A 23,568-nucleotide genomic window follows, 5' to 3' on the forward strand; every position below is an offset into this window, starting at 1 on the left:
ACAGGAAACAGGAAACAGGGAATTCATAATTCAGACTTCACTAGCAACGGTTACAGGGGAACGGGTGAATCGAACGACATTTAATTTGGTGATATTGTGCGATCGCATGGAGTCATCCGGTTTGGGTAAGCGCACAATACTGTCCTTTCGCATCGACTCTAACCGTTCACCTGTCATCGAAAAAATCTGATTAACATTCCAGCATATCGGTTTTCCTTGAAACGGGATAATTTCAATTTTATCACCGACAGCTAACGGTTCAAGTAACCGTAAAATAATCTCTTGGGACGTCGTATCCATAACCATGCCGAAATATTGGTGAGTTCCTGTATTAATTCCCGATAACTGTCCAAAGACTGAATCCTTATCGGCTGGTGTGTCTAAGGAACCGGAAAAATAGTCTCGGTTAGGAATCGATTGTAGTTCGGCTGAGGCTTGGCTGAGTAGCTGTTCATCTAATCTCCCAGCAGCATAAGCATCAATTAATTGGCGATAAACCTTGCAGGTGAGGGCGACATAGAATGATGATTTCATCCGCCCTTCGATTTTTAATGAGCAAATATTATGGTTGAAGAACTCACCAATCTGATAAATTCCCCACAAATCTCTGGACGACATGAAGCTAACTAAATCATCCGGTTGCTTATCCTGATGTTGTAAGTGATAGGGTAATCGACAGGATTGAATACATCCGCCCCGATTAGAATCGCGACCTGCGGTAAAATTAGAAATGGTGCAATGACCCGAATACGCCATACACATTGCACCATGGGTAAACATCTCCACGTCAATACCGGATTCTTCTCCAATTAAACCCGCTTCAGCAATACTGAGTTCTCGACCAACAATTAAGCGTTTTACTCCCATTTCTTTCCACAAACGGGCGCTATAGGAATTGAGACAAGAGGCTTGAGTGGAAAGGTGAATCGGTAGAGTTGAACTCCTTTTAATAACTCGGATAACTCCTAAATCAGAGACAATCACCCCATCAACGCCAATAGATTCCAGAAACTGGCAATAGTCAGGGAGTCCCTGAAAGTCTGCATCGTGGAGAAAAGCATTCAGCGTGACATAAATTTTGGCATCATGGTGATGGGCATATTCGACTCCGTGGGCTAACTCAGAATCCGTAAAATTATCCGCACGCGCCCGCAATCCATAATTTTGTCCCCCTAGATACACCGCATCTGCACCATAAGCAATGGCGACTTTTAACCGTTCCAGATTCTTCGCTGGGGCGAGGAGTTCAGGTTTGAGCATGTCTGGGTTTAAGGATAAACGGGAACAGCCCTAATTTAACATTCGTAGCGCGATCGCATCCAGAAAACTGCTGAATCTACACACACAAGACACACAAGGGGATATCGGTCAAGAAACCGGGTTTCTTGTGAGGATGACAACGCAATATCAACCTTTCACCCAAAGAAACCCGGTTTCTAGGAATGTCAATCGCCTCGCACCTCCGTAGAAACCCGGAGGCTGGAGTTGAATGGCTGCAAATCTCAGTATTTTTCCCGTAGTTTTCACAGCAACGCCACTGTAATCATAAAGTAACATCTACGACGACTAACCCGCCTGTCTTGGAGAACGCCATCAGCCATGATTGATTTCGGTTTGCAATTTATTGCCCATCGCACGGGAGACTTTTTACTGCAAAATTCTTTTTTGGCATTACGCAAGAAGAAGGATTGGCAAGTGGCTGTTTTGCATGGATTAGTCTACACGTTGCCCTTCTGTCTGTTAACCAACAAGTTAGAATCCCTGATTATTATTTGTGGCACTCATATTATTATTGATTTTTTCAATATATCCAGTTTGTGGGTTCGTACTTATAATTGGGACTGGAAAACTGAGGTTCCCCAGGTTCCGTTATGGGTAATGGTGGAAGTCGATCAAACTCTACATTACGCGATTAATTATTTTGCCTTACTCCTTTGAAGTCTGTTTGTTGTCTGAAACCATCTGCCATCTGCCTTGTCCCACCCATCAAAGGGGTAGTCAATCCTGATTGAGTATGAGAATGAGGCAGGGCATACCGATGACCAATGACAATCTTGTTGAAAGCTTTACAATGGATCGACTCAACTTGTTACTATCTTTACAGATTTTCTCTTATAACAGAAGTAACAGACAAGTGGACTTAAGGGTAATGGGAACGCCCCTTCGCACTGCTTGGCTTGTACCCAGATCGCTGGGTCAAAAGCATCTAGTCAGCAAATTCCAGTAGAGATAGATTTCAGAGGCGCGAAGTATCGCGTCTCTTCTCATTGTTCGCAGCAATTTGATCCATCTCAACTAGAGGCTAGCCTTTAACGTCCGGATCAGATAGTCTGCTAAGTGTTAGTTTGATCGGAGGATAAGCAACAATCTGATTATGTGTGAGACCCCGAAGCCGTTCCCTGTCATGGGACTACCTGTTCACCGACTCCAAGAGTACGATCGCTGGCTGGGTAATCGCCTTCAGCAAAACCTGGGGTGTCATGTGGTGACGTTGAATGCAGAAATGGTGATGCAGGCGGAGTGTAATCCAACTTTGGCAAGTTCAATCCGACAAGCGGAATTAGTTGTCCCGGATGGTGCAGGTGTCATCCTTTACTTACTCCTCCACGGTATTCGACAGCAGCGTTGTCCGGGAATTGAGTTGGCAGAATCGTTACTGCGACAGGCGGGAGAATTAGGTGAGTCTTATCCAGTTTTTTTCTATGGAGGTAAACCGGGTATTGCCCAAACAGCAGCGAAGATATGGCAAGAACAATACCCGAAACTGGCGATCGCAGGAATTGAAGATGGCTATCTGTCCCCAGACGCCGAAGAGCAACTCAAAGTCAGGTTGGAAAAAGAACAACCGCCATTAATTTTTGTCGGTTTAGGGGTTCCCCGTCAAGAGTTGTGGATTGCCCAAAATCGGCATTTGTGTCCTCAAGCGATTTGGATTGGTGTTGGCGGTAGCTTTGATATCTGGGCTGGGGTTAAATCCCGTGCGCCTGTCTGGTTGCGGAATAATCATTTGGAATGGCTGTATCGACTCTATCAAGAACCTTGGCGCTGGCGGCGGATGATGGCGTTACCGCAGTTTGCTCTCAAAGCGATCGGACAACGTTTGGCTTAGTCATTTGTCTGATGTCATTCGTCATTCGTCATTTGTTAGGGAACAGGGAACAGGGAATAGGGAACAGGATAATAGGCTATAGAAATTTTGTCTCCCATCTCCCTCATCTTCCCCATCTCCCCCATCTCCCCCATCTCCCTATCCCTTGCAGGATTCCACTAACTGTTATTACTGGATCGACGTTCTAGCCGATTTAGTACACGGGTAATCAGTTCAGCTTCCACAATGGGTTTTTTTATATAGTCATCTGCACCAACGGTAAAAACTTGCTGCACTGTTTGTACTTCGGTATGGGCGGAGAGAAATAACACGGGCAACTTACTCCAGCGTAAGTCATGACGGACAACTTGACATAACTCAATGCCACTATATTCCGGCATTTCTACGTCTAAAATTAGTAAGTCAGGAGATACAGCTTCTAGGACATCCCAGAAGCGTTGGGGATGTGCCAACGTGGTGACGTTTAGTCCCCAAGGTTGTAGTAAATGGCGCAGCAGGGCGAGGATTTGTGGGTCATCATCCACAACTAAGACGTTAGATTCTCCCGATTTCTGCTGATTAATCGCTTGAGTCACCGCTTGCAAAATTTCTGGGGGAGTCATGGGTTTCTGTAAAAAGGTAGCAGCGCCTAAACGGGCGGCTTTGACTCGACTGCTTAAATGATTTTGACTGGAAAAGATTAAAACGGGAATGTTGGAGTGTTGGTTAGCAAGTTCTGCTAAGAGTTCAAAGCCATTTTCTTGGGTGTCAGCAAAGGTGAGATCCAACAAAATTACATTGGGAGGATGTAGCGCGATCGCTCGTTTGGCGGCTTGGAGATGGGGGGCGCTATCTACCTGTAATCCCCAGGCTTTTGCTTCAATTTCGATATGTTGGCTGAGGATCTGATCATCATCAATGATTAATAGTCGGGCTGGGGAAGTAGAAGCCGAGGGCAGATCACTGGCGGGGGGCGTAACCTGATCAAGGGTGGATTTGGTGGCGATCGCCTGTTGCAGGGAGTCGATTAAATGCTTTAGCTTATGGGCGTTTTGGGGCGTTGCTGGGGTTGGAGTCTGCAGAAGCTGTTCAATTTCGCGGGCGATTTTAGACCCCTCTGCACAACCAAACGATCCTAATGAACCCACTAATCGGTGGGCTTCCATTTTGGCGTTCTCACAAAGTTGTTGATTTAGGCTTCCTGTCGCCAACGTTACACTCACTTGCCTAAATACGTCTATTTTTTCCGGGAGGCTTTCTTTGAACGTTTGCCAAATTTTGGCAACCGCCGCCATAAGTTTCGCTTCAGACGTGCCATCTGCTACTTTTTCCCTGACTTGTTTGTTCTCTTGTTCCTGAATGGGTGCATCTTTGAGGCGATACCCTAAGCCGTATACTGTCTCAATTAAATTAATTTTGATCCCAGCCGCTTTTAGCTTTTGTCGCAACCCTTTAATTTGGGTGGTTACGGCTTCCTCACCGGGAAATTCATCACTCGACCAAATGTGATCAAGGATCGCACTACGGCTAAAAATACGTCGAGGATGACGCAGGAATAGTTCTAGCAATCCGTATTCTTTGGGCGTTAGGTGTAATGATTCGCCTTTATAGGTTACTTCACCTGTATCCGGTTCTAGCCGCAGCTTCTCCCAAGTCAACACCTTGGATACCGTGGAGTTACGCCGCCGCAATAATGCTCGAATTCGCGCCATCAATTCGCACAGATCATAGGGTTTAATCACATAATCATCCGCACCTGCTTCTAATCCACGAATGCGATCGGCGCTACTTCCTTTGGCGCTGAGGAGGAGAATCGGCATTTGAGCATCTTGATGGCGCAGTTTTTGACACAGATGAATACCATCTAGGTTTTGGGGGGTAACATCCAAGACAGCTAAGTCATAGTGAGAGGTTTGAGCGAGTTCTAATCCATTTTCAGGGTTAGTTGCGGCTTCAACGGTGTAGTGATGACTGGTGAGGGCTTCAATTAGGGGTGAAGCTGTCGCTGGATCATCATCGACTATCAAAATCTTCATGGGAAACGGGAGAATGGGGAATGGGATAATTCTGTATTCCCTTTGATCTTCACCTGTTTCTCATGGATTCTTGAATGAAACGTACATAATCCTCAATAAAATTTAATAAGTAGGTGGGGACAATTAAAGTTAACGGTTGAGATTAGGGAACAGGGAACAGGGAACAGTAAGGGTTTGAGGAACATTCACAGAACTTAACATAGTTCGCTTTATTTCCACCGACCTACTTAGTAAGGGTTTGGTGACCAAACCCCTACTCCAAACATTAAATTTAAATACATTCCTTAAACGCAACCCAACGGCTGGCGATGGGCATCCGCCAACCTGTGCCAAACGCCCGATCCGTAATCTTTAATCCGGGTGGTGCTTGGCGGCGCTTAAATTCTGCCCGCGCTACCATTCGCATCACTTTATGGACAATTTCTGGATCATGTCCGGCGTCGATGATTTGGGGGGCAGATTGATGGTCATGAATCAGACGTTGTAAGATATCATCCAAGATGTCATAAGACGGTAACGAGTCTTGGTCAGTTTGATCCGGTTTGAGTTCAGCGCTGGGAGGTTTGGCTAAGACATTCGCGGGTATAATTTCCGCTTGGATATCTGATAATTGTTCGGGGGTGACTTGGCTTTCCTGTTCTTTCGCTTTAGTGGAATTCAGCCATTGACACAGGGAATACACACGGGTTTTGGGAACATCTGCGATCGCGGCTAATCCACCGTTCATGTCCCCATAGAGAGTACAGTACCCTACCGCCATCTCTGACTTATTCCCCGTCGAGATCAGCAGATAGTCAAACTTATTCGCGATCGCCATTAACAAGTTTCCCCGAATCCGGGCTTGAATATTCTCCTCGGCTGTGCCAAATTCCGTTCCGGCAAATAGGGGTTCTAAGGTTTGGTCATACCCCTGCATCAACTCGCCAATGGGCAAGGTATGGGTTTTAATCTCTAAGTTTTTGGCTAAGGCGAGGGCATCATTAATCGAGTGTTCAGAGGTATGGGGAGATGGCATAAGCACACCGAGTACATTTTCCCTGCCTAAGGCTTCCGTGGCAAGGGCAGCAACCAGGGATGAATCAATTCCCCCACTCAACCCAATCACCACTCGTTTAAAGCCACATTTGCGGGCATAGTCTTGGATTCCTAGAACTAAAGCAGACCAAATTTGAGCATTAGTACTTTCGGGGGCGGGTGCGATCGCACTCTTGAGTAAATCTCCTTGGACTGGATCAAAGTCTACCAGCAAAACCTCGGTGGCAAACGCTGGGGCGCGACAAACCATTTCCCCGACGCGGTTAAATCCTACACTACTCCCATCAAAGATTAAGTCGTCATTTCCCCCCACCTGATTGGCGTAGAGAATCGGTTGCTGGTAACGTTTAGCACTATGTTGCAACATAGCTTCCCGCAGTTGCTGCTTGCCCACACTATAGGGCGAGGCGGAGAGATTGACGATCAAATCAACATTCTGCTGGATTAAGTCGGTAATCGGATTGAACTGATACGTGCGCTTTCCCCAAAACTCCTCATCGTTCCAGAGATCCTCGCAAATTGTCACACCAATTTTAATCGGGGTAGCTGACTCTGCCTCTAAGGTAAAGGAATTACTCTGGACTCCAGCTTCAAAATAACGGTTCTCATCAAAGACATCATAGGTGGGCAACAAGCGCTTATGAAACACCTGCTGCACCTTACCACCCTCCAACAGGGCAATACTATTAAATAACGGTTTACCTCCCGAACTCTCCGCTTTGGAATTCGCTGTCACTGTTCCCACTAAAACTGCTAGGCTTGAGGGTGACTGTTCGGCTAAGTTGTCCAGACAGTCTGCCATGGACTCCATAAAACTGGGATTTAAGAGTAAATCTCGCGGCGGATACCCACAGAGGGAGAGTTCTGGCGTCAATAAGAGGCGGACACCCTGACGCGCTGCTTGATTTGCCGCATCAAGGATTTTTTGGGCATTGCTGGTTAAGTCGCCAATCGTGGGATTGAGTTGTGCGATCGCAAGTTTCATGGGAGACACACAATAGGCTAGCTAGGTTCAAGCTAACATGTCATTAGGGGTTAGTCATTAGTCTTTGGTCTAATAGCAAAATATAGTTGAGGTTATTTCCACCAACCTACTTAGTGAACCCGGATTCACGATAATACGGTGTCAGTCTGGCTTTTTTCGCTTCCCTCAAACTTCCGCCACAAAATAAAATATAGACAGGCAGGTACATTGAAACAGTCTTGCCCGGGGTGGGTAAAACTCAAGTTGAATCACAGGCTTTTGCTGACCTGTCAAAACTGATGACAGGAACTTGCGGTGGCGGTAGCTGTCATGCATTGGAGTCAATGACCCTCGGTTACTCCGTTAAACCGAGGACTTGGACAAGTCAGCTTCCAACGTAAGCATTGTCTACCTCATTGAGTCTAACGTTGGACTCCCGCGAATCATGTTGAAAGTGACTGTGGCAATAGATCCCAGGATTAGATTAGGAGAACATTAAAGCATGGGTGGTCTCAAACATTTTACCTACCTCGGTGGGATGACGCTAACGGTCGGGTTAGCGTTGGCTTTCACCGCACCTCAACTCAAAGCACAGTCGTTCGATATTAGTTTAGAGTTTCCTGAAGGAGAAGATATTGGTGCCCCTGAGAGGACTGGCGGGGGAGGACAAAGAGGTATACCGAATATACCTTGTGTTACCGGAAATACAAGATTAACGGCGCTAACGCCAACGAATAATCTAATTACCACCATATCCCCCAACCCTAAATTATTTTGGTATGTTCCCCCTACGACAGCCCAGTCAGCCGATTTTCTACTTTTGGACGAGCAAAACCAGGAAATTTATTATACGAGGATACCCCTAACCCATAGAGCTGGTATCGTAGAACTCAAGCTTCCTGATCACATATCTCTGACAACGGAAAAACGGTATCTTTGGACATTTGCCTTGGTGTGTAATCCCGATGATCGCAGTCAGGATTATTTTGTTCGAGGCTGGATTCAGCGTCAACCCATTCAGACGGGAATCGCCCCACCCGAAGAACTGAACACTCTTCTTGATCAACTCGTTTATGAACCCGAAGGGATCAAAAAACGTCTCCAAGACGAAGGATCTAACTATGCTCAAGAAAGGATTTGGGCAGAAACGCTGATGATTTTAGCTCGACTCTATCAGCAATTTCCCAATGACTCCGCGATCGCAGATGAGATGAAAGAATTGTTAACGTCGGTTGAGTTGGATAATATTCCAGTTAACTGTTGGGTTCACTCCTGTTCGGTTGAGACTCAAGATGCTGAGGAGACTCAAGATGCTGAGGCGATGAGAGAACTAAACGATTAAATCTCTCAAACTTAGTCGGGGTGGGTTTAGTCACATCAGAGTGACAACAAACGATAATGGTGAAACCCGCCCCTACAGAGACGTCATGGCACATCTGGAACATTACACACTCAAAACTCAAAACTCAGATGTACAAATCCTGTAAGCGGTGGCTTTGGCAATGGCGCGGCGTTTGGATAGTTACCCCAACAGTTACGGGTTTAATCATTCTCCTGCGGTGGACTGGGATGCTGCAAACTTGGGAATGGACAGCTTATGACCAATATATGCGTTGGCGTCCCTCTGAACCCTTGGATCAGCGAATTGGAATCGTGGGGATTGATGAGGCGGATGTGAAAAAAATTGGGCAACTTTCTCGATCTATTCTTCCCGATCAGATTTATGCCCAAGCTATTGCTAAACTCAAAACCCATAACCCTAAAGCCATTGGTCTGGATGTTTATCGGGATTTACCCGTACAACCGGGACATCAGGAATTAGTCCAAGTCTTTGAAACAACCCCCAATCTGGTGGGGATTGAGAAAGTGGTTGGCGATAAGCGCCAGGATGCTGTCGCCGCCCCCCCAGCCTTGAAAGCCAAAGGACAAGTGGGCGCTAATGATGTCATCTTTGATGCTGATACTAAAGTCCGACGGGCACTCTTACAAGTTGAAGATACCAATGGAGATGTTATTCCCAGTTTCGGATTTTATCTAGCACTTCTCTATCTTGATGCTCAAGGAATTAGCCCCAAACCAATACCAGGGGAACCCAATACCTGGCGGTTGGGAAAAAGCACGTTTTCTCGCTTCCAAAAAAATGATGGGGGTTATGTCCGCACCGATGCTGGTGGCTACCAAATCTTATTAAATTATCGAGGGAGCAAGGAACATTTTGAAACGATCTCATTGCATGATCTTCTAGAGGATCGTATCCCTCCAGATTGGGGACGCGATCGCATTATTCTGATCGGCTTTGTCGGGGAGAGTTTCCAAGACTGGATTTTTACACCCTACAGTAGTAGTTGGTTTGCTTTGCCCGAACGCATGTCTGGGGTGGAATTACATGCTAATATTACCAGTCAAATCCTTAGTGCGGCTTTAGAAGGACGTCCCCTCATTCAAACTTGGTCTCAACGGCAAGAAAGCCTTTGGATTTTTTTCTGGTCTACTGTAGGCGCTATTGTAACCTGGCAGGGACGCTATCAGAAGAAAAGGCGACGGGTATCTGTGCAACGATTTTTGAGGCTGATCCTGGCAGGGGGTGTCCTGTTGGCTAGTACTTATGGGGCGTTTTTAATTGGGTGGTGGATTCCTGTCGTTCCGCCTCTTTTGGCTTTATCGGGTTCAGTGGTGGCGATTACCAGTTATCTTGCCCATCAAGGGAGTAAAATCCGCGAAACCTTTGGACGTTATCTCACCAATGAAGTTGTGGCGAATGTTTTAGAAAATCCTGAAGGGGCTAAATTAGGTGGTGAACGGCGCACGATTACTATCTTAACGTCAGATTTAAGAGGGTTTACTGCCCTGACTGAACGTTTAATGCCAGAAGAAGTGGTGAATATTCTCAACTTTTATTTTGGCACGATGACGGATGTGATTACTCAATACCAAGGAACAATTGATGAATTTCTTGGGGATGGAATTTTGGTTTTGTTTGGTGCGCCGACGCTTCGTGAAGATGACGCCCAACGTGCGATCGCTTGTGCCGTGGCGATGCAGTTGGCGATGACATCGGTCAATGAACGCATGAAACATCTGGGTTTACCTCCGTTGACTATGGGCATTGGGATTAATACGGGAGATGTTGTAGTCGGAAATATTGGGTCATCGAAACGAACAAAATATGGAGTAGTGGGTTCTCAGGTTAATTTAGCCTATCGCATCGAATCCTATACGACAGACAGTCAAATTTTTATCTCTCAGTCTACTCTAAATGCTGCGGGAACTTGGGTGAGAATTGATGGCAAGATACGGGTTCAACCTAAAGGATTACCCGAACCTATTCCCATTTATCAAGTGGGAGGAATTGGCAAACCTTACTACTTGTTTTTAGCTAAACCTGACGAGCATTTTCTGCCGTTGGTTGAGCCTATTCGTTTACATTACACTTTTTTGGAAGGTAAGCATGTCAGTGATCTGTTTTTTCGGGGGAGTTTAGTAAAACTGTCTGCCAAAGGTGGCGAAATCCGCTCAGAACAAGTCATGACTCCTTTGACAAATATAAAAATAAATTTACAGGTTGATGATCGGTTAATCTCAGTAAGTGAAGATATTTATGCCAAAGTGTTAGATCAGCCCAGCGATGAGCATTCGTTTTATATTCACTTCACTTTTTTGCCGCCGAATGTAGAAGCGATGTTATCTAATTGCTATAAGTTACTGCGTCAACTTCAGGACGAAAGTTCGGAACCGGAAACAGGGAACAGAGAACAGGACAATAAAAGTTCTTCTATTTTATGACTTATGAATGAGGGTGAGTTGAGTTTCTCCGTTATTGGTAACAAGCAAGGGCGGGTTTTGTTGTTCAGTTGTTGGTAAGCTGTTCGGCATTTAAACCTTAATATCAATAACGGCGAAAGCCTTGTAGTGCGTTTAGCGAAGCCATGCCGCAGGCTTTGCATCTTGCTCGCTACTAATACCCAATTTAAATGCATGACAGCTTAACAAGCTTGCTTTAGTGGCTAAACCCGCCCCTACAGTGGCTAAACCCGCCCCTACAGTGTTACTCTTTCCCTTCTGCCCTCTGCCTTATTTCCAGCAAATTAAAAAATAGGTGTTCGCTTAAGAATCGGGGTAGGCTTCCCTAAGTAAAACCCTTGGGCATAATCCACACCTAACGCCTGCAATTGTTCCAGAATTGCCACATTCTCCACATATTCAGCAATCGTCTTGATTTGCTTCGCCTTAGCCATTTGTACAATCGCCGAGACAATCGCTTCAGAGATAGGATTATGCACGACATCCCGCACAAACATGCCATCAATTTTGACAAAATCTAACGGTAATTCCTTCAGATAGGCTAAACTGGACATGCCTGTACCAAAATCATCCAAAGCAAACTGACAACCCAGGTTTTGCAAACGCTGGATAAATTGCCGGGTTCTGTCTAGATTGATTAAGGCTACCGTTTCAGTAATCTCGAAGACTAAACTACTGGGAGGAACCGGATGATTAATCACGGCGTTTTCCAGAAAATCGAGAAAGCCGTCATCATTGACGCTGGAACCGGACAGGTTAAACGCAATAATACACCCACAATAATAATCCCTTGCCCAACAACCCATACATTTACTAGGGTGGTAAATGCCATTAAAAAAGGATTCCAACACCCAACGATCAATGGATGGCATTAATCCTGATTCTTCGGCACAGGGAAGAAAGTAATTGGGTGAGATAATTCTACCATCTTGTCCCACCATTCGGATTAAAATTTCCTTGTGAACATGACCCTTGTCTCCCTGAAGAAGAGGGAAAATCGGTTGAAAGTATAAGCAAAACCTATCTTCTATAAGGGCAGTTTGTAAGGCTTTACGACTGGTTGATTCTTGACAGAGATTTTGTTGCACATTTTTCACCTCCAATTTACCACCTGCTGCTCTTTACCTAAATGCTACCAGAAAGGTGGTTTGAGAACAGGTTATAGGGATAACAGTTAAGCGTGAATGAGGGGCGAAACAAACTGATGTAGCAATTATCAATGAGTTCTGGAATCTTCTGTTTTCAGTTAAGCGTTCCTTTTACTCACTAAAATTTTTACGACTCAAGTCGAATCGCTATCGATTTATTGTTGGGATAAGCGTTTAACGGTTGCACCCCCTAAGCGCTGATCCGCATCTTCCAGTAAAATAGGAATTGTATCAGCATGGGGACTCCGGTGTAAACATGCCTGAAGATTGATTTTTCTGATTTGATTAGCTTTAGCACCTGGAAACCAGTGTCCCGCATTGGTTAAGAGGTTGTAACGCATTTTAGCATATTCAACCATATCATAGGCGATCGCTAAATTTCTCAGCCATAAAATTACCGGGATATTCACACCCCCAGGGGTTTCCTCATGGCTGGGTAAACCGATGTGCCAGGTTTTGAACCAGTCTTCTCCCAGGCGTGCGATCGCGGCGGCTTCTAATCGTGCCACAATCGGGGGTAATATTTCATCAACCTGATCCAATAATTCAACGGCTTTCAAATGTTCATCAAAATCGCTAGGGCGAGATGCACCTAAACTCAAGGTATGCACCTGGGGATGAGACAGGCAAAACAAGTTATTAAATACCATTGGACTCAAGGGTTTACAAAGTTCAACTAATCGCTGTGGCGGTTTATACAGCATTCCCCCTTTATCCGACGGACTAATAATAAAAACACCCATATCGTGACGAATTGCGGCTTCAATTGCCGCCCAATTAAATTGATTAATATAGTACCAGTGCAAATTTACATAATCAAACTGATCCATCTCAATAGTTTTGATAATTAAATCCGTAGCACCGTGGGTAGAAAAGCCAATAAACCGCACTTTGCCTTGGGCTTGCAACTGACGCGCCACATCCATACAGCCTCCCGGACGAATGCTATCATGAAGCAATTGCGGCGTGTTTATCCCATGAACTCCCAGCAAATCAACATAGTCAAGGTTGAGGAATTTCAACGATTGCTCAAACTGGCGTCGAAATTCTTTGGGATCTGATTTAGGACTGACTTTTGTCTGGACAATTAATTGATCACGGGGGAATTTGGGCAAAATTTTACCTAACTGCATTTCTGACGTGCCGTAACCCCGTGCTGTTTCAATATGATTAATACCGACTTCAATCGAGCGACGAATTGTTGCTTCTAAGTTGCTTTGATTATCTTTAGGAATTAACCAGGCGGGCATATCTTTCCACTTGAATTGGTATCGCATTCCGCCACAGGAGAATACTGGCATTTGTAGTTCAGTGCGTCCAAATCGTCTGTACTGCATCATAAGTATGATTAGAAGTCAAGTGCTTGAATGGTGAATTTTAGACCTATTCTCACTTTAGCCAAAATCAAAATATCTAGCAGTTCGTAGTCGGCACTTTAGCGCCTCTGACTGGAGGACTAAAGTCCTCACTACAACCTAGGATGGGGGCGCACTGGCGCTTTACTCATCAGACGCGCTTCACGACTATCAACTGAAAACGGAACATATTATCACCTCTTTCCCACGCTTACGCCAAGCGATCGCGAAAATATTGTTGATACAATTGACACCTAGGTGTGCAATCATTACCAAAGAGTTTTACCAGTCCCATACTGTTTAATTTAAACGCCTGTTGCGAGGGTAAACGGACTGGCGTCGATGCCATTACTATGGCTTTCATGGCGTCCAATAATTCCGGATAGGTTTGCAAATTCCACAAATGGCGGCGCAAATGATCACTATAAATTCCTGCTTCCGTGGGCGCGGTTTGCTGGATGTCCTCTAATGCCATATCCTGACGGGCAATATGATAAAGTGCCAGTCTCACCAAATAAGGATGTCCACCGACTAAGGTAACGAGAGAATCTACCGTTTCAATCGACCATTCTAATCCATGGCGTCTGGCTAATTCCATCACCTGTTCCTGATTAAACTCTGGCAATTCAATCGGTAATCCTACATTAAAGGGCGATTTATTCATATCCAAGGGAACATAGACTTCCGTGGAATGCACTACTACTAACCGGAATTTTTGCCAAATCTCGCGCCGTTTCGCTTCCTCATGCAATGCCCGTAATAACCCGAAAAAGTCATCGGCAATTTCCGGAGAGGCAAAGAGGCGATCCACTTCATCTAAGCCTAATGTCAATGAAGTAGAAATATGGGGCAGTAAATACTGTTCAAAATAGGCTTTACAGCTTTGATTGCTGCCAATCATATCCGCTAACTGGGCATACTTTGCCAGTTGTTCGGGATCGAGTCGCCCCAAAGCTAAACTGATACTGGCACAAAACCATTCTAAGAATGTATTAGAATTTGCCAATATCCGCTGATTTGCCAGTTGTAAACTTAATGCCACAGTTTGAGATCCCTGCTGTTCAGCATGACGCAGAATTCGCGCCATTAACGAGGTTTTTCCCATTTGTCGCGGCGCTTTGATTCGGATTAAGGAACCCGGTCGAGTTATGGTTTCATAACAAACCGATTCAATGGGCGGGCGATTGATGTAAAAGGTAGAGTCAAGATCGACTTGTCCTTCTGGTAATTCCGGTGCAGCGACGGGGAGAGGCGCATAAAGTGATGTATTTTTCTGGGTTTGGGGAGTCAGTTTACTCCAAGAAATCGCCAATTGATGATCCGTTGGCAAAGCGGTGCGCCCTTGGCTGAGAACCTGGAGAACTTCTGAGGCGAGAATCGTCGGATCATCATGACAACGCCAGTGCCAGGGTTGAGTGCCTTGGAGATAGCCGAGTAAATCGAAAGGTAAGGGGGTACTCGCGCCGTTTCCATTCTGACAAACGTCCACTAAAATCGGCAAAATGGCGGGTTTTTGGGGTGTGATGTGGTGTAATGCCTTAGCCAGCCGAACTTGTTCGAGTACCATTTCGCTAACGGCGGTGGTTTTGGATAATAGCAGCAGTAAGTAATCGGATAGCTTTAAATAGTTATCCAGGGCGGTGTTCTGCTGCGCCAAAAACACGTCATGACCCGCTTGACAAATTGCCTGTTGTATTGTCTGCGTCAGATTAAAATGGGGCGGGTATCCACTCATCAGCACTTTGGCTCTCATCTCCTGTATTTCATCGGCGTGAGAAGGCGTCTCTAAATCAGCAATATCCCGCCATTCCTGCCCTAATGCGGCGCACAGTTCCACAAAATTGATATAATCCACGGGTTTGCCGTTGAGGAAGTTGCTCACGGTGGATTGGGAGAGACTCAAGGCTTCCGCCAAAAGCTTCTGACTGGGAAAGCCATTCCGCAACAGGGACGATTTAACGCGGGAAACGGAGTGAGAGTGAACTTGGAGCGATCGCGGCATTGTTTAAACCAGCTTGTGATCCTGCATTGATCATAAATGCCAATCCCCGTAAAAGTCGATAGGAGATACGGTTTGGGGATTTTGGGGAGGGATGCGATCGCAAAGCTAATAGAACATGGCTTTAACTGCCCCAGCCCTAACTGACAGCCAAACTAGGAAAACGAAAAAACAATACTCTAAGGAAAAGTACTTTTCCCTAGAGTAGATTGTTACTAAGAACTCTCGTCCTAGTGTTCAGAGACTACGACAAATTCTTGTTGCGCTTGCGTAAACCTAAAGCACCCATCAACCCTAACGCACCTAAGCCAAGAGTGGTTGTCGGTTCAGGTATGTCTATACCTTCTTTCTCTAGGTCAAAGTCAACTCCATCACCTGTTTCACCGTCTACTGGACTGTCTTGACCCAATTTTAGTGTGATAAAGCTTACGTCTTTCCAGATTTGGTAAGAGATATTACCATTTGCACCTGGAACAATAGGATTAGAGCCTGTATCTAATACCCCGTCAGTGTCCAGAACACCGCCAAAATCAGGAACTCCTGTTGTACCACTCGACTCTGTATCGAAATAGGCAATTTTCAGTTCAGGAATCACCTTCGTAAAATGGAACTCGTAAGTTCCGACTTCTAACCGTCCTTGTTCTTCACCTTGTCCTGTGACTTCACGTTCTGATGGACGGAACCAAAAGCCTTCTGGAACTGTCCCAGCATCTCCAGCTTTCAAGTGTACAAATGGGAGACTATCGGGTTCACCGTACCAATTTTCAGTGGCAAGATTGTCTACAAACAAGCGGCTAAGAGTCCCACTTGTCTCATCTTCTAGGCTGACTATGTGATCTATCCAGTAATCGTTAAGATTAGTTAAACATTGAGTTGGGTCTATGCAACCTAGTGGCTGCTCATTCTCGCCATAAAGCAAAATTTCAGTTTCTCCTACATCTTTTCCTATCGACTGAGCCAAGGAAATAGCTGAAGCAGATGGAGCCATAAACCCTGTAGCTACTGTAGCCGCAGCGACGAGTGAGGCAATTGCACCAGTATGGCGGAAAAAAGTGGAAATTTTTTGAGTATTCATGGAGATGCTCTCCTTTTGTTGTTGCACTAGATTGAGTTAAATGTTACAGGACTAAAACTCAAGAGATAGTGTTGGTGAATAGGGGGACAGTCCTCAATTAGCGGAAGGCGGAGAAAAATATGTCGTTGTTTATACTAAACTTGACTATATTTTTTAAGGTGAGTGAGCTGACCTCTATGTGACCAACAGCACATTCTGAGTCTAAACAGGTCGGTTTTTATCTGGCTATAATTTAATTCTAAGGGCAAACCTGTTCAGGGATAGTATCCAATCAATATCTTCATTAAATCTTTAAATAGTCCTCCTTTTATTGGGCGTTATTGTAAATCTTGTATAAAGTTTAGGGTTAATTCCTGAACCATCCCCATGAAAACAATAAAAATTTACATTTTTAGGGACAATGCTCACATTTGTATTAATTTTTGTAATGTATTGTCTGATACTCTTCCAACGCTGCCAGCAGTACATTGACTAAAGGATGATCAATCAATTCTTTTAATACCTCAGTCTGCACGCCTTTTAAGCCTTCAACGACTGAAGCTTTCAGCATCGGATTCTGCTCAATCCTCTCTAGCACCTCGATAACCACCCGTTGTTTTTCCAGAGGCGTATTCGTGGGATAGGTTTGATCGAGCTGCTGGAGTAACTTTTGAATTTTGGTCGCAGTATCAGTCAGTCGTTGCTTTTGTTCTAGGGTATAAGCGGGTGCGATCGCCGAGTTCCCAGACAGGCAACTTTCCACGGACTCACCCTGATTAGACGGGTAAGGCGTGAGGGGTTCAACTAACCGTCTTGCCTCTACATTAATCGTTTCACCAGGATGCACGGTTTTCTCCGCCAACCGTTGCAGAACCTCGGTTAAGTTGGCACTCTGCTGACGATAGGTAGCCACTTGCTCATATTTCACCTGTAACTGATAACGATAGTCTTTATCAATCATCTCAAGTTGGGCATCGTACTCACGATTAAGGAAATGCTCAATCTCCAACCGATTGGCATCGATAGGAATGGCAATCCGGATGGTTAATACCCCATCAGGGTGATTTTCTAAGGATTGAATCGTGAGGATGTTACTCCCATCCTGGGCTTGACAGGCGTGAAAGGCGGCAAAGAATGCTTGCCAATCAATACCATTGCGGAAAATTAAATTAACCGTCTCTAAGGGAACTTGAAAAACCCTCGTGAATTCTCCCGGGGCAAATGTTCCCTGATGGGGACGGCGTTCGTGTTGATCGGTTTGTAAGTAAACATACTCACAAATCACCTCGGCTAAATTTGTCCCGCTATTGATGTGCCAGTCTTCCAGACAGGCGGCGGTGAATATGGCTTGGTAAAAATTGGTGTTGAAGGCTTTGCAACGTTGTAAGTTGACGTTCCGCAGATTGGCTTGACTACAATTAGCACCCTTGAGGTTCGTCCCCCTGAGGTTTGCACCGACAAGGTGGGCACCACTGAGATTCGCCCCACTGAGATTCGCCCCACTGAGATTGGTTCCACTCAGTTTAGCGCCAATCAGTTTTGCTCCCACTAAATCAGCACCACTGAGGTTGGCTTTAGTCAAATCAGCACCACTAAGATAGATGTTATTCAGGTTCGCACCAATGAGATTGGCACTAATTAAGTCAGCATTTCTCAGATCGGCTGCCATGAGGTTTGCACCGATCAAATCCGCCTCACTTAAATATGCCTCACTCAAATATGCTTCACTCAGGTTTGCGCCAATCAGATCCGCTTTACTCAAATCTGCCTGACTTAGATTTGCCCGACTCAAATCAACGCCACTGAGTTTCGCCCCTTGGATAGCAACGCCTTTGCCTGTAGCAAAGCTGAGATTGGGTCGGATATCTGGGTGGTGCGCTTTCCACGCATTCCATACCTCCACCCCTTGCCTGAGCAAGGCAAGATAGTCTTCATTCGTCTGTGGAGACATAAAATCGTTAGACAAGCTCCGCTTTACGCATCCGTTATAGATGGAAGAAACACAATTAACGCCAAATGCTTCCATAATAAGGGTTTGGTGAATGGGTTGCCTAGAACTATGAACCAGGAAGTCTCATCAGTAATGAAATGATGGGAATCCCCAACCTCAATCGACCATTGGAAGATAGGTTGGGGAGGATATCAAGCCAAAAAACAAACGGCGAGGACTTATCCCCACCGTTTCTTAAATCTTATCGGATGAACATTGTCCATCCTTATACCTATACCCTGCTACCCATTTGAGGATTGGTATTGGCGCCAGGTGCATTATAGATAGCCCAGTCCTGAATTCCTCGATTTTGGAAAATGGGTTGCATATTCAGGATCTCGGTTTCTGTACCCTCTACAATCACCACATAATCGCCGACGGAAACTCGTTCGTCATAATATTTAGCAGCATCTTCGGGGATTCCCCAACCAATCAAGGCACCGACTAAACCGCCGCCAGCACCACCGATAACGCCTCCTAAGAGAGTATTCGCTAAAACGACTCCTAGTTCTGTAGCTGCACCGACTCCAGGAATTGCCAATACGCCTAGACCACCAATTAAGCCCAGGAAACCGCCTACCGTACCGCCAGCAGCCGCACCAGCTTTGGCACCTTCTCCCGCTTGGTTACCACCGCTTTTATGGAGATCAGTACCACCAATTTTCTCATTGAGACTGGCGTCTTTAGCAATCACGGAAACTCGATCCAGATCAAATCCTCTATCTCTGAGTTCCATGAGCGCATTTTCTGCCTGTTGACGACTAGGAAAGACGCCAATTGCATGTCTTAATTGTGATTGTGCTACAGCCATATTTTTTCTCCCTATACTTCAAAACCGATTAACCTGTCAGAATGCAGGACTTCGGATTATTGTTGCGTTGTTATTCTCCTTTCTATTTTGGGAAAAGAACACAAGAGATTCATCAGTCTGTAGAGAGAAGCTGTTGATAGGCAATAGGGAATAGAGAGATGGGGAAGCTGGGGAAGCTGGGGGAGCTGAGGGAGATGGGGGAGCTGGGGAAGAGGATGAACAATGAACTATCAACAATCAACAAATGATATCAAGTCCGATAAATTACCCACAATAGCAATGCTGTAACAGCAAAGGTTTCAGGTTTTTTTAGTAGGGGTGATTTGCCGGACATCATCTGACCAATGACCAATGACAAATCTCCTAAAACAATCCGTCTAGCTCAATTTCCTCAATCATCTGTAAGGCACGGGGATCGCCCACTCTCAACAGGGCAGCTTTTGCATCTTCCTGCACGCCCATATCTTCATCTTCGGCAAAGGCTTCAATTAAACCGTCAACCGCACCTGCATAGATAGCATTCGAGGGGAGTTCTCGACAAAGCTGTCCTAATGACCAGGCACAGTTACTGCGTACTGCTGCCATGGGATCTTGCTTTAAGGCAGTAATTAACGGGGGAATACAGGCAACGATATCGTCATAGTCTAACTTCGCCATCTGTGCCAGGGAACTTGCTGCCCACAAACGCACAGCAGAGATATCTGTACATAAGGCATCAATCAAGCTGGGCAATGCTTTGCGATCGCGGCAATTACCTAATGCCCAAACGACTCCTTTACGCACATACCCATTCCAATCCCGGTTCAGTTGCTCTATCAAAGGATCGACGGCTGTTGGATCAGGATTACGTCCTAATGCATACGCTGCACTAACCCGTACCAAGGGACAGACATCGTTTAACAAATTAATCAGATGGGGAATTGCCCGTTCATCTTGAAGTTCACAAAAAGCCCGCGCCGCCAGCATCCGTTGGGGTGTTTCTGGGGCGGTTAGCAGAGCCAGCATCGCTTCTGGATCGGGTTGAGTCTCTTCTGAGTGGTCATCAATTGGCTCGATTTCATCCAGAGGGCTATCTAGCTCACCTGCCGCCTCGATTAATCTTAGCTCGTTATTATCATACATACTTAAAAAAATATCTTATTCAGCGGTTATTTGTCCTATGTCCTTTGTTATTTGTTATTTTTCCTTTGTCAACTTATCCATTTGAACATTCTCGCACTCAAAAGTATGCCCTGGGAAAAAGTGAAGCGTCAACACTCAGAACTCTTATCCAGACAGCGGTTTCACCATCCAAAGGGACTGGGTTTGGAACCCTAACTTATCGTAAAGGCGCACAGCCGATGGATTTGACTCAAACACTTGCAACCCAATTTGGCGATCGCCCCGAACTCTAGCCCAGTTTTCAGCATGGCACATCAGCGCTGAACCAATACCCCGACGCCGATGCTCTGGCATCACGTAGAGTAAAAAAACATGGGCATGGCGATCCCCACTTACCTGATCAATGGCATTTCCCAGCCATAAACCAGCGACAGGTTGATTTGATGGTGCGGCGTCACCCTCAGGATTGGCTAAGTCTACCCACCATAACGGTGTGTCTTGACAAAAATACCGTCGTACTGTCTCGTCTAAATGAGAAAAATCTTGCTGTTGCGGGAAAAGCTCTTGGTAACTCAGTTGGAGAAACTTCAACAAGGTTGCCTTCTCCAGTCGAGAGCCAACTCGTAGCTGATAGCCCGGTATTAACAATGTATGCATTTAACAAAGTAGGTTGAGGCAGCAAGGAAGTTGGGGTGCGGGAAGCTGGGGAAGCTAGGGAAGCCAAACGATGCCCTCGAAGGTCATGAAGGGTCAACACTCGAAACGTAGTCAGGGCGGGTTTTGAACAAAAGTTATCATGAACAGCAAGACGAAAGCCCCTAAACCCGCCCCTACACACTCAACACTCAAAGCGTCTCCAATCCCCTCATACTCACCGAATTCGTATCTTCAATAGGTGCAGGCGCTGCCATATCATTGGGTAAAAAGATGCGAGCGCTGACGGCAAGTAACGCGACGACAAAGACTAAGACGATTAGGAACGGAGCAATATATTGGCGAAAAATAGACATGGGTATCCAAGGGGAGCAAAAGTAACGATAGTCTTATCTATCTTAGAATTACGTGACATCCTCTGACTTATCTGAGTCCATGTATCCCAACGCCAACATCGAGCGAAGTCGAGATGAGCGAAGCCAAGATGTATAGCGTGGGACTTATAGCTCCTCAACTTCTCATTAGTTAAGTTTAAGCTGTTCGGCATTTAAACCTTAATGTCAACAATGACGAAATCCTTGTAGTGCGTTTAGCGAAGCCATGCCGCAGGCTTTGCATCTTGCTCGCTACTAATACCCAATTTAAATGCATTACAGCTTAGAAGTTGTCTCTACTCTAAGAATCGTAATCCCGATCATCTAATCCCGGTCTGGGCATTGGTACAGCTTTTTTCCGATTAAGCTGACGTAGCAACATTGCCCCCACCACAGCGATGACGAGGAACACCCAACCCGTCAGGGGTTGTAGCAGCAAAAAGCCTCCGATCGCAAACATAGCACCAAACAACAATAAAATGGCGGCAAATACCCGTTGAATATCCTGTCTCAGGTTTTGAACAGGTAATAACCCCGTACTTTCCTGTTGACGTTGCCAACCCGGACCTGCTGGACGCACCCGACGATAAAATTCATCTAGAGTTGCCTCAGATTCTGGCGGCGTCACTAACATGGCTGTAATCCATAACCCACTGGTAATAATTGTCGTTACCAGTAGACGCAAACCAAACTCCTCAATCTGGATAATTGGGACGATACTGGTGGTTAACCCGACAATAAATCCACCCACCATTGCCGTCAGTTCAGCTATGGCGTTAATTCGCCACCAAAACCAGCGTAAGATTAAGACTAAGCCAGGACCGGTGCCAATGGCAATCACTAACCGAAAAACGGTTGCCACATCCTGAGAAAAGAACGCCGCCATCGCCCCTAATGCCGTCACCACCACTGAAGCAATCCGCCCCGCTAATACCAACTCTGACTGTTGAGCATTCGGTCTGATAAAGCGCTGATACAGGTCATTGGTTAAATAAGACGCGCCCCAGTTAATCGATGTAGACACCGTACTCATAAACGCAGCCAGTAGGGATGTGACGACTAACCCCAACATCACCGGGGGAAGGAAATCCAGCATCAATTTAGGATACCCCAATTCTCGGTCGGATAAATCGGGATAGACGACAATCGCCACCAGCGCCACGAGTATCCAGGGCCAAGTTCTGATCACATAATGGAGAATATTAAATAACCACGCGGCTTTCTCGGCTTCCGCTTCATCCTTAGACGCCGCCAGACGCTGCACAAATTCCCCACCACCATCACTCCGACGAAATGTCCACCACTGGAGGAAGATATAGGCAAAAAAGGTACTGGCGGTAATTCCCGCTGTTTCACTCCAGCGAAAATTATCAGTTATTGGAAAAAAAGATAAAATATCATGTCCAGTCATCTGCTGCACTTCTGGCACAAGGACATGAATTCCACCGACATGATTGACCGCCGCGATCGCGACAACAATTGCCCCAAATAGTGCTAAAAAGAATTGGAAAAAATCGGTAGTTACCACACCCCAAAGCCCCGCAAAACCTGAGTAAATTAAAACTAAAACGCTAACACCAACCACACTCCAAATTTTCAGATTTTCCTCTGGTTCAATCCCCAAACTCTGCCAAAGTTCCAAGGCATCCACCACTTTAATCATGGCAAGCATAGCGTAGCCAATAGCAATACAGTTAATCGGTACGGCAAATAAAAATGCTTTGGTTCCCCGTAAAATTGCGGCTGTTCGTCCGCCATAACGCAGTTCAGTCAATTCCGCGTCGGTGACAATTTCCGAACGTCGCCACAATCGGGCAAAGATATAAATCATCACCAGATGGGCGATGCCAAAACTCCACCATTCCCAGTTTCCGGCAATGCCTCGATTACCCACCACCCCAGCAATATAAAGGGGTGTATCAATAGAAAACGTTGTCGCTGCCATACTTGTACCCGCTAACCACCAAGGAAGTGATCGCCCAGAGACGAAAAAATCGACCAAACTCCCTGATGCTTTGCGTGAGAGATAAAGTCCTAAGCCCATTGAACCAATCAGGTAGAGCAGGACAATCAGCCAATCAACCTGTTGCATGCTTTTGCGATAACGTTTGACCTGAATTTGATATGATACATCGCTTTTAGGTCAGATAATTTTAGA

Annotated in this window: 17 protein-coding genes; 4 read left to right on the top strand and 13 right to left on the bottom strand. The window is 45.7% G+C overall.

Annotated features, from left to right (window positions below; genetic code table 11):
- Positions 1 to 30: 30 nt before the first annotated feature.
- Positions 31 to 1,260 (bottom strand): U32 family peptidase, encoded by a 1,230-nt coding sequence (locus RID53_RS25700; RefSeq protein ID WP_446390792.1) that lies wholly within the window; start codon positions 1,258 to 1,260, stop codon positions 31 to 33.
- A gap of 339 nt (positions 1,261 to 1,599) precedes the next feature.
- Here RID53_RS25700 and RID53_RS25705 point away from each other — a divergent pair, with 339 nt between their 5' ends.
- Both RID53_RS25705 and RID53_RS25710 read left to right on the top strand, forming a co-directional pair.
- Positions 1,600 to 1,938, top strand: coding sequence for a DUF3307 domain-containing protein (locus RID53_RS25705; RefSeq protein ID WP_006104141.1), 339 nt, complete (start codon positions 1,600 to 1,602; stop codon positions 1,936 to 1,938).
- 436 nt (positions 1,939 to 2,374) lie between these two features.
- Entirely contained in the window at positions 2,375 to 3,109 is a 735-nt protein-coding gene (locus RID53_RS25710; protein ID WP_446390793.1) for a WecB/TagA/CpsF family glycosyltransferase, read from the top strand.
- Positions 3,110 to 3,267: 158 nt separating this feature from the next.
- Here the strand turns inward: RID53_RS25710 and RID53_RS25715 are convergent, their stop codons facing one another.
- Complete coding sequence (locus RID53_RS25715) at positions 3,268 to 5,124, bottom strand: response regulator (protein WP_446390794.1); 1,857 nt, start codon at positions 5,122 to 5,124, stop codon at positions 3,268 to 3,270.
- 271 nt (positions 5,125 to 5,395) lie between these two features.
- Positions 5,396 to 7,144: an NAD+ synthase gene (locus tag RID53_RS25720; RefSeq protein ID WP_446390795.1), complete on the bottom strand. Its 1,749-nt coding sequence runs from the start codon at positions 7,142 to 7,144 to the stop codon at positions 5,396 to 5,398.
- Between the two features lie 481 nt (positions 7,145 to 7,625).
- Here RID53_RS25720 and RID53_RS25725 point away from each other — a divergent pair, with 481 nt between their 5' ends.
- Both RID53_RS25725 and RID53_RS25730 read left to right on the top strand, forming a co-directional pair.
- Complete coding sequence (locus RID53_RS25725; RefSeq protein ID WP_446390796.1) at positions 7,626 to 8,465, top strand: DUF928 domain-containing protein; 840 nt, start codon at positions 7,626 to 7,628, stop codon at positions 8,463 to 8,465.
- Positions 8,466 to 8,593: 128 nt separating this feature from the next.
- A complete protein-coding gene (locus tag RID53_RS25730) occupies positions 8,594 to 10,906 on the top strand; it encodes a CHASE2 domain-containing protein (RefSeq protein WP_446390797.1) in 2,313 nt (770 codons plus the stop codon).
- A 302-nt stretch (positions 10,907 to 11,208) separates the two neighbouring features.
- Here the strand turns inward: RID53_RS25730 and RID53_RS25735 are convergent, their stop codons facing one another.
- The 10 genes from RID53_RS25735 to RID53_RS25780 form a co-directional block, all read right to left on the bottom strand.
- Positions 11,209 to 12,012 carry an EAL domain-containing protein gene (locus tag RID53_RS25735; RefSeq protein ID WP_446390798.1) on the bottom strand — a complete coding sequence of 268 codons (804 nt, stop codon included), beginning with the start codon at positions 12,010 to 12,012 and terminating at the stop codon, positions 11,209 to 11,211.
- A 215-nt stretch (positions 12,013 to 12,227) separates the two neighbouring features.
- A complete protein-coding gene (locus tag RID53_RS25740; RefSeq protein ID WP_446390836.1) occupies positions 12,228 to 13,409 on the bottom strand; it encodes an aldo/keto reductase in 1,182 nt (393 codons plus the stop codon).
- Positions 13,410 to 13,638: 229 nt separating this feature from the next.
- The gene (locus RID53_RS25745) at positions 13,639 to 15,429 is read right to left on the bottom strand and encodes an AAA-like domain-containing protein (protein ID WP_446390799.1); all 1,791 of its coding nucleotides are present in this window, start codon (positions 15,427 to 15,429) and stop codon (positions 13,639 to 13,641) included.
- A 241-nt stretch (positions 15,430 to 15,670) separates the two neighbouring features.
- Complete coding sequence (locus tag RID53_RS25750) at positions 15,671 to 16,501, bottom strand: LEVG family PEP-CTERM protein (RefSeq protein WP_446390800.1); 831 nt, start codon at positions 16,499 to 16,501, stop codon at positions 15,671 to 15,673.
- A gap of 415 nt (positions 16,502 to 16,916) precedes the next feature.
- On the bottom strand, positions 16,917 to 18,431 hold the full coding sequence (locus tag RID53_RS25755; protein WP_446390801.1) for a pentapeptide repeat-containing protein: 1,515 nt from the start codon (positions 18,429 to 18,431) through the stop codon (positions 16,917 to 16,919).
- Positions 18,432 to 18,702: 271 nt separating this feature from the next.
- Positions 18,703 to 19,281 (bottom strand): general stress protein, encoded by a 579-nt coding sequence (locus tag RID53_RS25760; RefSeq protein WP_446390802.1) that lies wholly within the window; start codon positions 19,279 to 19,281, stop codon positions 18,703 to 18,705.
- A gap of 363 nt (positions 19,282 to 19,644) precedes the next feature.
- Positions 19,645 to 20,403, bottom strand: a complete 759-nt coding sequence (locus RID53_RS25765) for a HEAT repeat domain-containing protein (protein WP_446390803.1) — start codon at positions 20,401 to 20,403, stop codon at positions 19,645 to 19,647.
- A gap of 144 nt (positions 20,404 to 20,547) precedes the next feature.
- Positions 20,548 to 21,039 carry a GNAT family N-acetyltransferase gene (locus RID53_RS25770; protein WP_446390804.1) on the bottom strand — a complete coding sequence of 164 codons (492 nt, stop codon included), beginning with the start codon at positions 21,037 to 21,039 and terminating at the stop codon, positions 20,548 to 20,550.
- A 188-nt stretch (positions 21,040 to 21,227) separates the two neighbouring features.
- The gene (locus RID53_RS25775; RefSeq protein WP_446390805.1) at positions 21,228 to 21,392 is read right to left on the bottom strand and encodes a hypothetical protein; all 165 of its coding nucleotides are present in this window, start codon (positions 21,390 to 21,392) and stop codon (positions 21,228 to 21,230) included.
- A 319-nt stretch (positions 21,393 to 21,711) separates the two neighbouring features.
- The gene (locus RID53_RS25780; protein ID WP_446390806.1) at positions 21,712 to 23,502 is read right to left on the bottom strand and encodes a sodium:solute symporter family protein; all 1,791 of its coding nucleotides are present in this window, start codon (positions 23,500 to 23,502) and stop codon (positions 21,712 to 21,714) included.
- Positions 23,503 to 23,568 lie beyond the last annotated feature (66 nt).

The organism is Coleofasciculus sp. B1-GNL1-01, from assembly GCF_040220235.1.
GTDB lineage: Bacteria > Cyanobacteriota > Cyanobacteriia > Cyanobacteriales > Coleofasciculaceae > Coleofasciculus.

Excerpts from the sequence above, each read along its gene's own strand:
- RID53_RS25700 (WP_446390792.1), bottom strand. The coding sequence starts at position 1,260 with ATGCTCAAACCTGAACTCCTCGCCCCAGCGAAGAATCTGGAACGGTTA.
- RID53_RS25705 (WP_006104141.1), top strand. The coding sequence starts at position 1,600 with ATGATTGATTTCGGTTTGCAATTTATTGCCCATCGCACGGGAGACTTT.
- RID53_RS25710 (WP_446390793.1), top strand. The coding sequence starts at position 2,375 with ATGTGTGAGACCCCGAAGCCGTTCCCTGTCATGGGACTACCTGTTCAC.
- RID53_RS25715 (WP_446390794.1), bottom strand. The coding sequence starts at position 5,124 with ATGAAGATTTTGATAGTCGATGATGATCCAGCGACAGCTTCACCCCTA.
- RID53_RS25720 (WP_446390795.1), bottom strand. The coding sequence starts at position 7,144 with ATGAAACTTGCGATCGCACAACTCAATCCCACGATTGGCGACTTAACC.
- RID53_RS25725 (WP_446390796.1), top strand. The coding sequence starts at position 7,626 with ATGGGTGGTCTCAAACATTTTACCTACCTCGGTGGGATGACGCTAACG.
- RID53_RS25730 (WP_446390797.1), top strand. The coding sequence starts at position 8,594 with ATGTACAAATCCTGTAAGCGGTGGCTTTGGCAATGGCGCGGCGTTTGG.
- RID53_RS25740 (WP_446390836.1), bottom strand. The coding sequence starts at position 13,409 with ATGCAGTACAGACGATTTGGACGCACTGAACTACAAATGCCAGTATTC.
- RID53_RS25745 (WP_446390799.1), bottom strand. The coding sequence starts at position 15,429 with ATGCCGCGATCGCTCCAAGTTCACTCTCACTCCGTTTCCCGCGTTAAA.
- RID53_RS25750 (WP_446390800.1), bottom strand. The coding sequence starts at position 16,501 with ATGAATACTCAAAAAATTTCCACTTTTTTCCGCCATACTGGTGCAATT.
- RID53_RS25755 (WP_446390801.1), bottom strand. The coding sequence starts at position 18,431 with ATGTCTCCACAGACGAATGAAGACTATCTTGCCTTGCTCAGGCAAGGG.
- RID53_RS25760 (WP_446390802.1), bottom strand. The coding sequence starts at position 19,281 with ATGGCTGTAGCACAATCACAATTAAGACATGCAATTGGCGTCTTTCCT.
- RID53_RS25765 (WP_446390803.1), bottom strand. The coding sequence starts at position 20,403 with ATGTATGATAATAACGAGCTAAGATTAATCGAGGCGGCAGGTGAGCTA.
- RID53_RS25770 (WP_446390804.1), bottom strand. The coding sequence starts at position 21,039 with ATGCATACATTGTTAATACCGGGCTATCAGCTACGAGTTGGCTCTCGA.
- RID53_RS25775 (WP_446390805.1), bottom strand. The coding sequence starts at position 21,392 with ATGTCTATTTTTCGCCAATATATTGCTCCGTTCCTAATCGTCTTAGTC.
- RID53_RS25780 (WP_446390806.1), bottom strand. The coding sequence starts at position 23,502 with ATGCAACAGGTTGATTGGCTGATTGTCCTGCTCTACCTGATTGGTTCA.